Source organism: Mycobacterium sp. NGS27, assembly GCF_059813005.1.
Genome location: NZ_JCALDT010000002.1, coordinates 402114 through 417726, shown reverse-complemented (window position 1 = coordinate 417726; position 15613 = coordinate 402114). Strand labels below are relative to the sequence as shown.

Genomic DNA, 15613 nt, shown 5'->3' with positions numbered 1-15613 from the left:
TCTCGCTCAGACGGCCAGCGCGATGACTTCGGTGCACGCGCAGCCGACGGCGTCGCAGTCGACCACGAAGGCGTGCGGCAACAACTCAGGGGTGAAGCAGTCCGGCTCCGTGCATTCCGACCGGTGCAGGGCATGGCGAATGATGGTGCCGTGACAGTGATCTAAGCCTGCCCGGCAGTCGCGGCAGTCAATGCTCATAGGTGAGTTCATAGCACCCGGCGCGGACAAATCCGGGATGCCGCGCCGGGAAATCCGGGGGGGCGTGCGAGGCGCTCAGGCCCAGCCCAGCTCGTGCAGCCGGTCGTCGTCGATGCCGAAGTGGTGCGCGATCTCGTGGATCACCGTGATGGCCACTTCGTCGACGACCTCGTCCTCGGATTCGCACACGTCCAGCAGCGCGTCGCGATAGATGGTGATGGCATCCGGCAGCGAGCCCGAGTAGTCCGAGTCTCGCTCGGTCAGAGCCACGCCCTCGTACAGCCCGAGCAGTTCGGCATCCTCGGGATGGCGGTCTTCGACCAGGACGACGACGTTGTCCATGGCGGCGGCCAGCTCGGGCGGGATCAGGTCGAGGGCGTCGGAGACCAGTTCGTCGAAGCGTTGCGGATTCATCCGCACGGACACCCGGCTAGCCTCCCGGCGGCGGCTCGGCGGGTGGCGCCGGTGGCGCGGGGTTCGCCGGTGGCGCGGGCTGGGGCGCCTCGGGTGCCGGATTGGCCGGTGGGGCGCCGTTGTCCGCGGGCGGTGGGGCCTGCTGGGCGGGAGCCTGCTGCTGCGGGGCCTGCTGGGGTTGCTGAGCCGGCTGCTGGCCGGGCAGGTGCTGGTTGTTCGGCGGGATTTCCGGGGTCGGGCCGGGACCGGTCTGGGTGGCCGGCGGCTGCGCCGGAACCTGAAGGGGAATCGGCGGCATGGTGAGCCGCTCTTCGGGAATGTCGGGCGGCGGCACCGGCGGTTGGCCGTTGATCAGCAACTGACCCTTGGCGCTGTTCAGCAGGGTGGCCCAGCCGCCGTTGCCCAGCGTGGCGCCGATGCTGCAGGCCACTTCGCGGCTGCCGGCCGTCCAACTGGCCAGCGGCACAGTCGGATAGATCAGCGTCAGCGTGGTGGTGCGCAGCTTGACCGGCGCCAGGTACGCGTCCGTCATCTTGGTGCACGAGTCTTTGATGAAGCCGTCCTGGTCGGGCTCGGCGGGCAGGCCACCGGGGAACTTCTCGCCCAAGTTGACGGTGCCGGTGACTTCCATGGCGTGCGGCGCCGCGCAGTCAACCGGCGCATCGGTCGGCTGGTTGGTCGCCGAATCGATGCCCAGGCAGGTGCCGGTCGGCCAGACCTTGGACTGGTCGACGTCGGCGACCTTGCCCTTGAAGGCCTGCTGCTGGTTGCTCATGCCGGGCAGCTGCAGGCCGCACAGCATGCGGCGATCGCCGGACTGGCGCCAGGCCCGGTCGCCGGGCCACAGCAGGCTGACGGTGAACTTGCTGTTCGGATCGAACTTGGGGCCCAGGTAACTGCGGACGGCGGCCTCGCACTGTTCCTGGGTGATCTGCTGAATGCGCGCGGGCGTCGGCGGCGCGGCGTTGGGTCCGTACTCGGCGCCCGGGAACGTCCGCATGTCAATGGATTCGGCGACCTCGAACTTGTGGTCGTCGCCGCAGTTGACGATCTTCGCCGATTCCGGAGTGGTGTCCGGCCACATCAGGCATTCCCCGGTGCCTGCCCGGTTGAAGGCGGCATCGCTCTTGGTGCCGGTGCTGCGCACGGGGCTGCTGTCGAGGAACCGGCCCGATCCGGGACCCCCGGCCGGGATCGCGGTGACCAGCCCCGCGATCAACAGCCCGCCGAGCGCCGTCAGCAGCAACGCGCGCCGGGTCGCCCGGGCCTGCAGGCTGCGCGGCCACAGGAAGGCCGACGACTCCTGATCGGACGACTGATCGGTCGAGGCGACGGACGAATCGTCCCCCCGGCCTTCCAACAGTTCTTTCTCGGGCGCTTGCGACATCCGCTCCATTCTGACAGCAGCGCCTGGGATGCTTGACAAAAGTTACTGATGTGAGTCCTGCGACCATCGCGGGTGATGCTCCGGCCGCCGGCCGAAAGCGGTGAAAGTAGTCTCAGGGCCGTGATCGACCTGAAGCTGCTCCGGGAGAACCCCGACGCCGTGCGCCGCTCCCAACTCAGTCGCGGGGAGGACCCGTCGCTGGTAGACGCCCTGTTGTCGGCCGACGCCGCCCGCCGGGCGGCGATCTCGTCGGCCGACGGCCTGCGGGCCGAGCAGAAGTCCGCGAGCAAGAGCGTCGGCGCGGCGTCTCCCGAGGAGCGTCCGGCCAAGCTGGCGCATGCGAAGGAGCTGGCCGAGCAGGTGAAGGCCGCCGAAACCGCACAGGCCGACGCGGAGACGGCGTTCACCGCGGCGCACATGGCGATCTCCAACGTCGTCATCGACGGGGTGCCCGCCGGCGGGGAGGACGACTTCGCCGTCCTCGACGTGGTCGGCGAGCCCGCCGCGATCGACGACCCGAAGGACCACCTGGAGCTCGGCGAATCGCTCGGGCTCATCGACATGCAGCGCGGCGCCAAGGTGTCCGGGTCGCGGTTCTACTTCCTGACCGGTAAGGGCGCGCTGCTCCAGCTCGGCCTGTTGCAGCTCGCGTTGCGGCTGGCCGTCGAGAACGGCTTCGTTCCGATGATCCCTCCGGTGCTGGTGCGCCCGGAGGTGATGGCCGGCACCGGATTCCTCGGCGCGCACGCCGACGAGGTCTACCGGGTCGAGGCCGACGACCTCTACCTGGTGGGCACCTCGGAGGTGCCGCTGGCCGGTTATCACTCCGGCGAGATCCTCGACCTGTCCGGCGGCCCGCTGCGCTACGCGGGATGGTCGTCGTGCTTCCGCCGCGAGGCCGGCAGCTACGGCAAGGACACCCGCGGCATCATCCGGGTGCATCAGTTCGACAAGGTCGAGGGCTTCGTCTACTGCACACCCACCGACGCCGAGGCCGAACACCAGCGCCTGCTGGGCTGGCAGCGCGACATGCTGACCCGGATCGAGGTTCCGTATCGAGTGATCGACGTCGCCGCGGGCGATCTCGGCTCGTCGGCCGCCCGCAAATTCGATTGTGAGGCTTGGGTTCCCACCCAGGGCACCTACCGCGAGCTCACGTCGACGTCGAACTGCACCACCTTCCAGGCCCGCCGGCTGGCGACCCGGTATCGCGACGAGGCGGGCAAACCGCAGACCGCGGCCACGCTCAACGGAACGCTGGGCACCACGCGCTGGCTGGTGGCGATCCTGGAGAACCACCAGCAACCCGACGGCAGCGTGCGGGTGCCCGAGGCGCTGGTGCCGTTCGTCGGTGCCGAGGTGTTGGAGCCCGTCGCTCGATGACCACCATCGGAACGCCACTGTCGCCGGACGCAACCAGGGTCATGCTGCTCGGCTCCGGCGAACTCGGCCGCGAGGTGGTGATCGCGCTGCAGCGCCTCGGGGTGGAGACCATCGCGGTCGACTCCTACGACAACGCGCCGGGCCAGCAGGTCGCCCACCACGCGCGGACCATCGCGATGTCGGATCCGAAACAGCTCAAGGCCCTGATCGAGGCCGAGAGGCCGGATGTGGTCGTTCCGGAGATCGAGGCCATCGCCACCGGAGCGCTCGAGGAACTGGAAGCCGCCGGCGTGGTGCGGGTGATCCCCACCGCCCTCGCGGCGCGCCTGACCATGGACCGGGCGGGCATCCGGCGCCTGGCGGCCGAGACCCTCGGCCTGCCCACCAGTCCGTACCGGTTCTGCGATTCGCCGGCCGAATTGCAGGCAGCCGCCGAGGTCATCGGTTACCCCTGCGTCGTCAAACCGGTGATGAGCAGCTCGGGCAAGGGCCAGAGCAAGCTCGACGGACCCGACGACGTCGCGGCGGCCTGGGCCTATGCGCTGGCCGGCGGCCGAGTGAGCCACGGCCGTGTCATCGTCGAGGGATTCGTCGACTTCGATTACGAGATAACACTTTTGACGGTCCGGGCGCGCGGCGACGACGGCGAGGTGGGCACGCATTTCTGCGCGCCGATCGGGCACAAGCAGGTCAGCGGCGACTACGTCGAGAGCTGGCAACCGCACCCGATGTCGGCGGCCGCGCTGCACAACGCTCAGCTGATCGCCCGAGCCATCACCGAAAGGCTGGGCGGGCAGGGGATTTTCGGGGTCGAGCTGTTCGTCAAGGGCGACCATGTGTGGTTCAACGAGGTCAGCCCCCGGCCGCACGACACCGGTATGGTCACGCTGATCACCCAGTGGCAGAACGAATTCGAGTTGCACGCCCGCGCCATCCTGGGGCTCGCGGTCGACACCACGTGCAGGACGCCGGGCGCCAGCGCGGTGATCTACGGCGGCGTGGACGCCAAGGGCGTCGCCTTCGACGGCGTGGACGACGCGCTTCGGGTGCCGCGCAGCGACCTGCGCCTGTTCGGAAAGCCGGAAAGCTTCGTCAAACGGCGCATGGGTGTCGCACTGGCGCATGCCGAGGACGTCGACACCGCGCGTCGCAACGCGGTCGAGGCGGCGAGCCGGGTCAGGCCGCGACCGGTGTGACCGCGGCGCGCTCGTGCCGGCGCTGGCGTTCCATCGTCGCGAAGTAGAAGGCGAACGGAAACGCGAAGCTGGTGAAGAAACTGGACAGGAAGAACAGCCACGGCCGCCGGATACCGCGCCGGAGGCCGTCGATGATGGTAAACACCGGCATCAGAATCACATTCGCGATCATGTAGTCCTGGTTTCCCGACCCGCAGGCCGGGGTGGCGAATTGGCCCTTGATGAATTCCGGATAGCTGGCCGGCCCGGAGATCAGGTTGCCCTGGCCGTGCGCCGCCATCACGAAGTGAATGTTGAACCAGTAACCCAGCACGATCGACGCAATGCCGGCGACGTAATACACGCATTCCAACGGCGAAAGCCACGGCCCACCTTCGGGTCTGGCGTAGACCTTCGGGTTGGACGCGATGATGCCGGCGATGCAGGCGAGTCCCAGCAGAAAGTGAATGATGATCGAGGCCATGCGCGAAGTGTCGCGCGCAATCGAAAGTTTTGTCAATAATGTCAAAAGATTTCTTGGTACCTTCTTCCCATGGTCAGGCCCGCTCAGACGGCGCGCAGCGAGCGCACCCGCGAAGCGCTCCGCCAGGCCGCCCTGGTGCGATTCCTCGCCCAGGGCGTGGAGGACACGTCGGCCGAGCAGATCGCCGCCGACGCCGGGGTGTCGCTGCGAACGTTCTACCGCCACTTCGGCTCCAAGCACGACCTGCTGTTCGCCGACTACACCGGGCTGCATTGGTTCCGGTCCGCGCTGGATGACCGGCCGGCCGGCGAACCCATCATCGATTCGGTGCAGGCGGCCATCTTCTCTTTCCCGTACGACGTCGACGCCGTGACCAAAATCGCCGCACTGCGGCAGGACGAGCTGGATCCCGGCCGCATCGTCCGGCACATCCGGGAGGTCCAGGCCGACTTCGCCGACGCCATCGGCGCTCAGCTGCAACGGCGCAGCCGCCGGGCCAATGGCGCGCCCCCGACGACGGACCAACGGGTGCGGGCCGCGGTGACCGCCAGATGCATTGCGGCCGCGGTGTTCGGCGCGATGGAGGTCTGGATGGTCAGTGACGAACGGTCTCTGGGCGAACTGGCGCGACTGTGCCATGCGGCGCTGGAGTCGCTGCGGGCCGGGATCACCGATTCCTGGGTCACGGCGACGCGACCCTAAAGTTTCGTCATAATTGACAAAACTTTGCCGTCGTGCGAGCCTCCTTTCCGGAGGGCAGGACATGACTGATTACGACGCGATAGTTATCGGTGCCGGCCATAACGGGCTGACCGCGGCGGTGCTGCTGCAGAAGGCCGGGCTGAAGACCGTGTGCCTGGATCCCAAGCTGTACGCGGGCGGCATGGCTTCCACGGTAGAGCTTTTCGACGGCTACCAGTTCGAGATCGCCGGCTCGGTGCAATTCCCGACCTCCCAGGTTGTGGTCGACGAGCTGGGCCTGGACACCATACCCACGATCGACCTGGACGTGATGTCGGTGGCCGTGCGCGGCGTCGGCGACGATCCGCTGGTGCAGTACAGCGACCCCGTCAAGCTGTTCACCCATCTCAACGAGGTGCATGGCGCCGACGCCGTCAACGGCATGGCGGGCCTGATGGCGTGGAGTCAGGGGCCTACCCGCGCCCTGGGCCGATTCGAGGCCGGAACACCACCCAAGAGCATCGACGAGATGTATGCCTGCGCCACAAACGAATTCGAGCGCTCGGCGATCGACGACATGCTGTTCGGATCGGTCACCGACGTGCTGGACCGTTACCTGCCGGACCACGAGAAGCATGCAGCGCTGCGTGGCTCGATGACCGTGCTGGCCGTGAACACGCTCTACCGGGGTCCCGCCACGCCGGGCAGTGCGGCCGCGCTCGCCTTCGGCCTCGGCGTTCCCGACGGCGACAGCATGCAGATGAAGAAGCTGCGCGGCGGCATCGGCGCGCTCACCTCGCACCTGTGCGACGTGCTGGCCGGCCACGGCGGCGAACTCCGGTTGCGTACCAAGGTGACCGAGATCCTGGTCGCCGACGGACGGGTGACCGGGGTGCGCACCGAGGCGGGCGAAACGCTGGCTGCCCCGATCGTGATCTCCGGCATCGCGCCGGACGTCACGCTCAATGAGATGATCGATCCCGCCGCTCTTCCCGCCGATCTCCGGGAACGCTACGCACGCATCGACCACCGCGGCAGCTACCTGCAGATGCACTTCGCGCTGGAGGAGGCGCCCGTCTTCGCCCCGCCCTACGAGGCCCTGAACTCACCGGCCATGCAGGCCTCGATCGGCCTGTTCTGCACGCCCGAAGAGGTCCAGCAGCAGTGGGAGGACGCGCGCCGCGGAATCGTCCCGGCCGACCCGACGGTCGTATTGCAGATCCCATCGCAGAACGACCCGGACCTCGCGCCGCAGGGCAAGCACGCCGCGTCGGCTTTCGCACTGTTCTTCCCGATCGAGGGCGAGGTGGACTACGGGCAGGCCAAGGTCGAGATGGGCCGGCGGGTGATCGACAAGGTCACCCGGCTAGCCCCGAATTTCGAGCGCAGCATCATCCGGCACACCACCTTCACGCCCAAGCACATGGGCGTGATGTTCGGCGCCCCCGGCGGCGACTACTGCCACGGACTGTTGAATGCCAACCAGATCGGTCCCAATCGGCCCGGGCCGCGGGGGTTCCTCGGCCAGCCGATCCCCGTCGAAGGGCTCTACCTGGGCAGCGCGGGCTGCCACGGCGGCCCCGGTATCACCTTCATCCCCGGCTACAACGCCGCGCGACAAGCGCTCGCCGACCGGGACCGCTGAGCGGCGCCCTAACCGCGCAGGCTCAGCAGTTCGTCCAACAGGGCGGTGAACTCCTCGGGGCGCGCCGGGGTGAACGCGGGGGAGGGCCGGGTGCCCGGGACGTCCAGCGTGATCAACGTCGACTTCAACGGCCGGCCGATGTCCAGCGGCAGCCAGCGGCGGAAGTCCGAGCTGCCCCATATCCGGAACCGTTGGGTGAAGAGACCCAGCTGCTCGGCTTTGTACCCGCGGATCGCCTCGAGCGAGATCACCTTCGACGTTCCCGACGGAAAGTGGTAGCGGCGCAACGTGATCGCCGCACGATCCAGCTGGACCAGGCCATCATCATAGGAGTCGTAGGAGTCGGTCACGCCCGCGAACTCCTCAGTTGGTGGCCCTTGGCGGTCAGGCAGCGCCCGTCGTCCAGGCGCCACTGCCACCCGTGCAGGTTGCAGGTCAACGTGTTCCCTTCCACCACACCGAATTTCGACAGGTCGGCCTTGAGGTGTGGGCAGCGGCGCTGAATCTCCCAGCCGTCCAGCGTGACCGAAGCCGAGTCGTCGTGAGTCTCGGCGAACCAGCCGTCGGCGTACGCGATCCGTTCGTCGGTCAGGCACTTGAAGAACGTGTAGAGGTACTCGTTGTAACCGCCGACCCGCCAGGCCCTGAAACGGGTCGACAAGAAGATGGTGTTGACCCAGTCCGGCTCGCCGTCGCGCAGCACGGTGCGGACCAGCTCCGGCGCTATCGCGAATCCGTAACGAACCTTCTCATCCGGAATACGTTCCCGCACAGCCCTTTTGGGGAAGTCCAGGATCACGGTCTCCGGTCCGAGCACCAGTTCGACGGGGTAGCCGATCCCGTCGCAGATCTCGTCGCTCTGCGACATGATCGGCTCGAACAGGGCGCGCAGCGGTTCCAGCAGCGGCTCCCCGCTCGCGGGCGCCCAGCTCGCCCGCTCCGCGGCGATGACGGGCGCCATCCGCTCGGCGTATTCGGCGATGTAGTCGGCCTTGCCCGTGGTGAAGATGGCCTCGACCTGGTCGGTGGGCAGCGGATGGGTCAGCGAATTCAGGGTGGAGCCGGTGAAGTCGGCGGTCGAGCCGGGCATCATCAGCAGCCCGCCGTCGTGGCCGTGCCTGCGCATCTGGTCTAGAAAGACCATCTGGTCGGGAAAGATGTTGGCCGGATCGGCGTGGTCGTCGTTGAGGTCGCGCAGCTCGGGATCCAGGAAGCAGGGCGGCCCCGCCGACGGCACCACCCACGTCGCCCCGACCTGGGCCAGGTACTGGCGGGCGCGGTCCATCTGCCGTTGGCGTTTCTGGAGGCCGAACGATTCCTTGGCGCGGGCCGGCATGTCGTAGACCATCGGGTACCAGATGGCCCCGGAGTACTGCAGCAGGTGCACATCGACGTGCCCGAACTCGGACGCGAGCACGTCCAGGTCCACCGGCCGCGCGTCGTTCATGTTGAAAACCGTTGTCGCGCCGTCGGAAACCAGCAGCGCCGAGTCGCCGATCGGGCCGTCGGCGGGTGCGCGCAGGGCGATGATCATGACGTCAAGGTCGCCGCCCGCGCCGCCGAGCCGGTGCTTGACCGAGTCGCAGGTCTCGAAGAATCGGTGAAAACCCAGCTTCTGCAACTCGTTTCGCAGATCAGGCACCGGGAAGTCCGGCAGCAACACCACCGCGTCCTTGTTGACGTGCTCGGCCAGGTTCTTCGCGTCGAAGTGGTCCCTGTGCAGGTGTGACACATACAGGTAGTCGCAGTCGCCCAGCTCGTCCCAGTCCAGGGTGCTGTTGTCCGGGAACGGGAACCAGGACGCGAAGTACGCGGGATTGACCCAGGGGTCGCAAAGGATGCTGCCCGCTTGGCTCTTGATCAGAAATCCGGCGTGGCCGACGCTGGTGACCTGCACTGATACCTTCCTGGGGCCGGTGGGAGGCCGTGACGGCCTCGGCCGGCGATGACGGCTTTTCAGCCCCCGAGCTTAGCGCGAGCAGGCGCCCTGGGCCCGGCACCGCCGTCCGGTGACGGCGCACGGCGGGGAGCATTAGGCTGAGGTGCTGTGGAACCGGTTTACGGGACTGTCATTCAACTCGCCCGCCTGGTCTGGCGCGCCCAGGGCCTGAAAATCACGATCGCGGGTGTGGAGAACTTGCCGAAAAGCGGCGGTGCGGTGATCGCGATCAACCACACCGGCTACCTGGACTTCACCTTCGCGGGATTACCGGCCTACAAGCAGGGGCTGGGCCGCAAGGTGCGGTTCATGGCCAAGCAGGAGGTCTTCGACCACAAGATCACCGGGCCGATCATGCGCAGCCTGCGGCACATCTCGGTGAACCGGCAGGACGGCGCGGCGTCCTTCGAGGCCGCCGTGCGGAACCTCAAGGACGGTGAGCTGGTCGGCGTCTACCCCGAAGCCACGATCAGCCGCAGCTTCGAGATCAAGGAGTTCAAGTCGGGTGCCGCCCGCATGGCCGTCGAGGCCGGCGTGCCGATCGTTCCGCACATCGTCTGGGGCGCGCAGCGGATCTGGACCAAGGATCACCCGAAGAAGCTGTGGCGGCCGAAGGTCCCGATCGCGGTGCTGGTCGGCGAACCGATCGAGCCGACGTTGGGTATCGAGGAACTCAAGGGGCTGCTGCATTCGCGCATGCAGCATCTGCTGGAACGCGCGCAGGAAATGTACGGGCCGCACCCGGCCGGCGAGTTCTGGGTGCCGCACCGGTTGGGCGGAGGCGCCCCGTCCCTGGCGCAAGCGGCCCAGCTGGAGGCCGAGGAGGCGGCCGCCCGGGCGGCTCGGCGGGCCCGGTCCGCAGGGGCGCCGGAGTAGTAAGTCGATGGTGGAGCCGACCTTCCGCGCTTTGGAGCTTCTGGCGCATTTCTTGGTGAAGGCCACCGGCACCCGGATCACCTTCGAGGGCGAGGAGCAGATCCCCGAACGGGGCGGCGCCGTGGTGGCGATCAACCACACCAGCTACGTCGACTTTCTGCCCGCCGCGCTCGCCGTGCACCGCCGGGGACGTCGGCTGAGATTCATGATCAAAGCCGAGATGCAGCAGGTCAAGCCCGTCAATTTCCTGATCAAGCACACCCGCACCATCCCGGTGGACCGCGGTGCGGGGGCGGGCGCCTACGCGGTGGCGGTGCAGCGGCTACGCGAAGGTGAGCTGGTGGGGGTCTATCCGGAGGCCACCATCAGCCGCAGCTTCGAGCTCAAAGAGTTCAAGTCCGGCGCCGCGCGGATGGCGATCGATGCGGACGTTCCGATCGTGCCGGTGATCGTCTGGGGAGCGCAGCGGATCTGGACCAAGGATCACCCGCGGAATGTGGGCCGCGCGAAGATACCCATTACTGTGCAGGTAGGCGCGCCGGTTCGGGCGCGCGAAGACATCGCGCAGACCGACGCTGCCCTGCGCGACTCGATGACCACCTTGCTGCACCGGGCGCAAGAGCGCTATCCGGGCGAGCCCGGAGCGTATTGGATGCCGCGCCGGCTGGGCGGCGGCGCGCCGACCCCGGCCGAGGCCGCTCGCATGGAGGCCACCGAGGCGGCGGCTCGATCGGCTAAAAGGGCCGAGCACCCGCCGCAGTAGGCGAAGGAGAAGGCATGCCCGAGGGGTTCTACCGGTTGGCGGAATGGGTCGTCCCGCCGATGGTCGCGATGCAGGGCACCAAGTTCACCTATCACGGCCTGGAGAACATTCCCGCGCGTGGCGGCGCCTTGCTGGCCCAGAACCACACCAGCTACCTGGACTGGCTGCCGACGCTGATGGCCGTCCGTGAGCGCCGGCGGCGTGCGTACTTCATGATCAAGGCGGAAATGGCCGACGTGAAGGCGGTCAACTACGTCATCAATCACGCCCGGCTGATCCCGGTGGATCGGCGGTCGGGACACGACGCGTTCGATGTGGCCGTGCAACGCTTGCGCGAGGGCGAGCTGATCGGGATGCATCCCGAGGCGACCATCAGCCGCAGCTTCGAACTGCGGGAGTTCAAGACCGGGGCGGCGCGCATGGCGCTGGACGCGCAGGTGCCGATCGTTCCGATCGTGGTGTGGGGCGCTCATCGGATCTGGCCGAAGGACCATCCCAAGAAGGTGTTTCGCAACAAGGTTCCGATCACGGTCGCGGCCGGGCCGCCGTTGGCGCCGCGGGGCACGCCCGAGGACCTCAACCTGCTGTTGCGTTCGGCGATGAACGACCTGCTCTATCGGGTGCAGGAGGAATATCCGCACCCGAAGGACGAGTTCTGGGTGCCGCGGCGGCTGGGCGGCAGCGCGCCCACCCGGGAGGATTCCCGGGCCCTCCGGCTGTCGGAGTTGCAAGAGCGGATGCAAAGGTACGGAACCGACGGCGTGACGCGACCGGGGCAGATCCAGAGCGGGCTGCATTGAGCGGCCCCCTCAGCTGCCGACGCGGGCGGTATCGATGACGCTGCCGGCGCTCGTCGCTTGCGACGTCGACGGCACCCTGTTCGACGACGACGAGAAGATCTCCCCGCGCACCCGCGACGCCATCCGCGCCGCCGTCGCCGGCGGTGCGCAGTTCGTGGTGGCCACCGGCCGTCCGCCGCGCTGGATACGTCCCGTCGTCGAGGCGCTGGGTTTCGCGCCGATCTCGGTGTGCGCCAACGGCGCCGTGATCTATGACGCCGCGACGGATCGGGTGATGTCCACCCGCACCTTGGCCGTCGACACCCTGGCCGAGTTGGCGGAGCTGGCGACCCGTGTCATCCCCGGTGCGGGGCTGGCCGTGGAGCGCATCGGCGACAGCGCGCATGACACGGCGACGCCCCAGTTCGTCAGCTCGCCGGGTTACGAGCATGCCTGGCTGAACCCGGACAACACCGAGGTGTCGATCCAGGATCTGCTGAGCGCCCCGGCGATCAAACTGCTCATTCGCCGATCCGGAGCCCGCAGCGACGACATGGCGGCCGAACTGGCCAAGCATGTCGGTGCCGAGGCGGACATCACCTACTCCACCAACAACGGCCTGATCGAGATCGTGCCGCCGGGGACCAGCAAGGCCACCGGGATCGAGGAGATCGCCCGACCGCACAAGATCGCGCGCGAGGAGGTGGTGGCGTTCGGCGACATGCCCAACGACCTGCCGATGCTGCGGTGGGCGGGACATGGCGTGGCGATGGGCAACGCCCATCCGGACGTGCAGGTGGCCGCCGACGAGATCACCACCGCCAACAACGACGACGGAGTGGCCCGGGTGCTGGAACGGTGGTGGCTCTAGCGGCGCCGCCGGTTACGTCGGCGTCGGGTGCGACGGCAGCGAGAAGTGCTCGGCCGGTACCGTTGGGCCGCTTGGCGATTCGTTTGTCAGCGGAACGGTGATCCCGTCCAGGACCTCGGTGACATTTCCGGTCAACCGCTCATAGTTCAGCGTGCCGTGCTGGAAGTTCTGCGTAATCTGCAGCGGCTGTTGGATTTCCGCGCTGGTCGGCAATCCGAGCGGGCCACGTTCGTAGCTCTGCGAGCCCCATGCGTCGTAGATGGCGCCGGTGACCGGCTGGGCGCCGGTCTCGGGTGACCAGTACATCGCGCCGCGGGCGAAGGTGACGAAACGGGCATCACCTTCGGCGTCGTCCTCCGGCGAGGTCGGCGCTCCCAGCACGCTGCTCATCGCGCCGATGGCTTGCCAGTGGTCATAGATCGCGCCGCCCTCTAACGCCTTGAGCAGTTCTTCCGGCGGATCGTTGACATGTGATGCGATATCACGCATTTCGTCCATCAGCGCGTAGGCGGCGTTGCCCGGGCAATCGGTATTGCCGACGTCGCGGTGGGTGAAGATGGTCGGCAGCGTCGCGATGGAGCCGGCCGGAAAAGTGGTGTAGTGGCTGCCTGCCGACTCCAGTTGCACCGTGCCCTTGGGGTCGACGGAGTCCAGGCCCAATCGCCAGCCGAGCAGCCGGCCCATCATTCTGAGCTGGATCGGGGTGGGGGGCACGTCGTCGAAGTTGCCGATCATCGCCACACCCCAGGTGTTGCGGTTGAACCCGCCGGTGTGGAAGGCCTCGACCGCCTTGGTGAGACCGCCTGCGCTGCCCTCGAATACCTGGCCGTACTTGTCGACCAGCGCGTTGTAGGCGATGTCGCACCAGCCCAGCGTCTTGCTGTGATAGGTGTAAATCGCCTTGACGATCCCGGCCGATTCGAGCGGTGAATAGTCATTGCTGCCCGCGGTGTGGTGGACGACCGCGGCGCGAATCCCGTTGTCGTACTGCGGGGTACCGCATCGCAGCGACTCGTCGGCGCCCCATTCGGCCCGGCCGATGATGGGGGGAGCCTGGCCGGGCATCAAGACTCCGGCCGGTGGTGTCCAACGCGTTTTCGCCGGCGCTTGCGGTGGCGAGATGAGGACGGCCGAGATGTTCTGCCCGAAGGGCTGTTCCCGGGATGCCGGTTTGTAGCCCAGATCGGTCTTCGCGCCCGGCGGCGGTCCCCCGCCAGCGGGAGGCGCCGCCGGCGTCGCCGCCGCGTCGAGCGGGCGGGTGACCGCGATCTGGACGGTCGTGGTGGTGCCCACGAACACCGGATCGGTGCCGCGGGGCCCCTCGGTCGCCCCGCCGGGGCGGTCCGGAGCCGCCGGGTCTCCGGTGCCCGCCGCGGGCGTCGCCGGGTCGGGCGCCGCCGTTTCGTATTCGGTCTGATACCACGGGCCCCACGTGCCGTCGGGGCGCTTTGCGCGCACGCGGGTCGACGTGCCGGCCAGGTCGCCGGTGAGCGCGACCAGAGAAAACGGGGTGGTCTGACTGATTTCGCGGACCGTGACGCCGGGACCAAGGCCGAAGAGCGGCTGCTCGACGAGCCGAGTTCCGTGCGACGCCGGGGGGCTGGCCGTGCCGCGATCGCGGGCCGTGTCCGTCACCCACGAGACGAGGACGACGGTCGCCGCCATGGCGGTGAGCAACATCGTCGGCGCACGACTGCGAGGCACCAGGCGATGTTACGTGTGTTTCTAGTGTTATCTGTGAGACGACACGAGCCTCGCGCTGGCGAATCTCCACAAAATCGACGGCACCGCAGATGATCTGCGGTGCCGTCTCGTGAAGGGATCGGAAAGGGCTAGACCGGGGGAAGTGCCGGTACCGCACCGGCGGCCGCCGGCAACGCACCGGCCGCACCCGCGGCGGCGGGAAGAGCGCCCGCGGCGGCGCCCGGGAGGGCACCCGCGGCGCCCGGCAAGGCACCCGCCACGCCCGGCAACGCGCCCGCGGCACCCGGCAGGGCACCGGCCGCACCAGGCAGGGCACCCGCCGCACCCGGCAGGGCACCCGCGGCGCCCGGCAAGGCACTCGCGGCACCAGCGCCGCCGTGCATGCCCTGCGTGATGGCCGGCATGACCAGGCCCTTGAGCAGGTCGATCGCCTGGCCGGCGCCCAACTGGTTGGCGGCTTGCATCACGTCGTTGACGAGGCCGCCGCTGGCACCGCCGCCGGTGCCCGAGCCGCCGCCCAGGCCGGTACCGCCGCCGCCGATCGGCGAAGCGTTACCGAAGGTGGACGGGTCGCCCAGGATCGGGTAGGTGCCGCCGACGCCCGGGTCCAAGCCGGCCCCAGAGTCGATCGGCACCTCGCTCGGTGACAGCGCCGGGCCACCCAGGCCCGGCGTGACCCCCGCCGGGCTGGTCAGCCCGGGGTTGGAGAGCGCGGGGTTGAGCCCGGCGCCCGGAGTCGCGACGCCGCCACCGGGGGTGGCCGGCAACGCGCCTGGCGCGGTGAGGCCGGGCGTGGTGGGCGCCAAACCGGGGCTCGTCAGGCCAGGGCTGGCCAAACCGGGGCTCGTCAGGCCGGGGCTGGTCAAGCCGGGACTCGTCAGGCCGGGGCTGGTCAGGCCGGGACTTGCCAGGCCGGGGCTGGTCATGGCCGGATTGGTCAGGCCGGTCGTGCCCAGGCCGGGGGTCCCCAGGCCCGGAGTGCCCAGGCTGGGGCTGGCGAGACCGGGTGTGCCGGCAGCGCCCCCACTCAAGGCGGGCACCGGAGGCAGGTTGATCCCGAATTGCGACAAGCCCTGCGACAGGGCGCCCATCAGCTCGCCGGGCAGATCGCTCATCACCGCGGCCTGCTTGAACTCGTGGTGCTCGGGCGCCTTGTTGCCGGCGGTTGATTCGTAAACCAGGAAGTATGCGCAAGGACTCGCCACTGCCAGGGCGGCAACCGCGCTCATGGCTGTTGAGAGCTTGCGTCGGCGTCGGTTCGGCACGGAAGTCTCCTCAATCTGACTATGTGTTGTGTCGGCGCGTCCCACCGCT

General features: G+C 68.5%; 15 protein-coding genes and 1 pseudogene. 8 read left to right on the top strand and 8 right to left on the bottom strand.

Annotated elements, in window-relative coordinates:
* Positions 1–6: 6 nt before the first annotated feature.
* The 3 genes and pseudogenes from AC5Y30_RS06580 to AC5Y30_RS06570 form a co-directional block, all read right to left on the bottom strand.
* Positions 7–198, bottom strand: coding sequence for a hypothetical protein (locus AC5Y30_RS06580; protein WP_499917661.1), 192 nt, complete (start codon positions 196–198; stop codon positions 7–9).
* Positions 199–624, bottom strand: a pseudogene (locus tag AC5Y30_RS06575) (metallopeptidase family protein); the annotation flags it as partial.
* Positions 625–628: 4 nt separating this feature from the next.
* On the bottom strand, positions 629–2008 hold the full coding sequence (locus AC5Y30_RS06570) for a septum formation family protein (protein ID WP_499917284.1): 1380 nt from the start codon (positions 2006–2008) through the stop codon (positions 629–631).
* Positions 2009–2119: 111 nt separating this feature from the next.
* Here AC5Y30_RS06570 and serS point away from each other — a divergent pair, with 111 nt between their 5' ends.
* On the top strand, positions 2120–3382 hold the full coding sequence (serS, locus tag AC5Y30_RS06565) for a serine--tRNA ligase (RefSeq protein ID WP_499917283.1): 1263 nt from the start codon (positions 2120–2122) through the stop codon (positions 3380–3382).
* Positions 3379–4578 (top strand): formate-dependent phosphoribosylglycinamide formyltransferase, encoded by a 1200-nt coding sequence (gene purT / locus AC5Y30_RS06560; protein ID WP_499917282.1) that lies wholly within the window; start codon positions 3379–3381, stop codon positions 4576–4578. The genes serS and purT overlap by 4 nt, the downstream gene beginning before the upstream one ends.
* On the opposite strand, the gene AC5Y30_RS06555 is transcribed toward purT, so the two are convergent.
* Complete coding sequence (locus AC5Y30_RS06555; RefSeq protein ID WP_499917281.1) at positions 4559–5041, bottom strand: DUF2834 domain-containing protein; 483 nt, start codon at positions 5039–5041, stop codon at positions 4559–4561. The two genes, purT and AC5Y30_RS06555, sit on opposite strands and share 20 nt — an antisense overlap.
* 69 nt (positions 5042–5110) lie before the next feature.
* Between AC5Y30_RS06555 and AC5Y30_RS06550 the strand changes: the two genes are divergently transcribed.
* Complete coding sequence (locus tag AC5Y30_RS06550) at positions 5111–5743, top strand: TetR/AcrR family transcriptional regulator (protein ID WP_499917280.1); 633 nt, start codon at positions 5111–5113, stop codon at positions 5741–5743.
* Between the two features lie 61 nt (positions 5744–5804).
* On the top strand, positions 5805–7367 hold the full coding sequence (locus tag AC5Y30_RS06545) for a phytoene desaturase family protein (protein WP_499917279.1): 1563 nt from the start codon (positions 5805–5807) through the stop codon (positions 7365–7367).
* Positions 7368–7375: 8 nt separating this feature from the next.
* Here the strand turns inward: AC5Y30_RS06545 and AC5Y30_RS06540 are convergent, their stop codons facing one another.
* Both AC5Y30_RS06540 and AC5Y30_RS06535 read right to left on the bottom strand, forming a co-directional pair.
* Complete coding sequence (locus tag AC5Y30_RS06540) at positions 7376–7717, bottom strand: hypothetical protein (protein ID WP_499917278.1); 342 nt, start codon at positions 7715–7717, stop codon at positions 7376–7378.
* A complete protein-coding gene (locus tag AC5Y30_RS06535) occupies positions 7714–9264 on the bottom strand; it encodes a Rieske 2Fe-2S domain-containing protein (RefSeq protein WP_499917277.1) in 1551 nt (516 codons plus the stop codon). The genes AC5Y30_RS06540 and AC5Y30_RS06535 overlap by 4 nt, the downstream gene beginning before the upstream one ends.
* A 150-nt stretch (positions 9265–9414) precedes the next feature.
* Here AC5Y30_RS06535 and AC5Y30_RS06530 point away from each other — a divergent pair, with 150 nt between their 5' ends.
* The 4 genes from AC5Y30_RS06530 to AC5Y30_RS06515 are packed head-to-tail and all read left to right on the top strand — an operon-like array spanning position 9415 to position 12595.
* A complete protein-coding gene (locus AC5Y30_RS06530) occupies positions 9415–10182 on the top strand; it encodes a lysophospholipid acyltransferase family protein (RefSeq protein WP_499917276.1) in 768 nt (255 codons plus the stop codon).
* 7 nt (positions 10183–10189) lie between these two features.
* The gene (locus tag AC5Y30_RS06525; RefSeq protein WP_499917275.1) at positions 10190–10945 is read left to right on the top strand and encodes a lysophospholipid acyltransferase family protein; all 756 of its coding nucleotides are present in this window, start codon (positions 10190–10192) and stop codon (positions 10943–10945) included.
* A 14-nt stretch (positions 10946–10959) separates the two neighbouring features.
* Positions 10960–11745: a lysophospholipid acyltransferase family protein gene (locus AC5Y30_RS06520; protein ID WP_499917274.1), complete on the top strand. Its 786-nt coding sequence runs from the start codon at positions 10960–10962 to the stop codon at positions 11743–11745.
* Between the two features lie 34 nt (positions 11746–11779).
* Positions 11780–12595, top strand: a complete 816-nt coding sequence (locus tag AC5Y30_RS06515) for an HAD family hydrolase (RefSeq protein ID WP_499917273.1) — start codon at positions 11780–11782, stop codon at positions 12593–12595.
* A 12-nt stretch (positions 12596–12607) separates the two neighbouring features.
* Here AC5Y30_RS06515 and AC5Y30_RS06510 read toward each other — a convergent pair whose 3' ends face one another.
* On the bottom strand, positions 12608–14299 hold the full coding sequence (locus AC5Y30_RS06510; protein WP_499917272.1) for an N-acetylmuramoyl-L-alanine amidase: 1692 nt from the start codon (positions 14297–14299) through the stop codon (positions 12608–12610).
* A gap of 128 nt (positions 14300–14427) precedes the next feature.
* Positions 14428–15564: a PirG gene (locus AC5Y30_RS06505; RefSeq protein WP_499917271.1), complete on the bottom strand. Its 1137-nt coding sequence runs from the start codon at positions 15562–15564 to the stop codon at positions 14428–14430.
* Positions 15565–15613 lie beyond the last annotated feature (49 nt).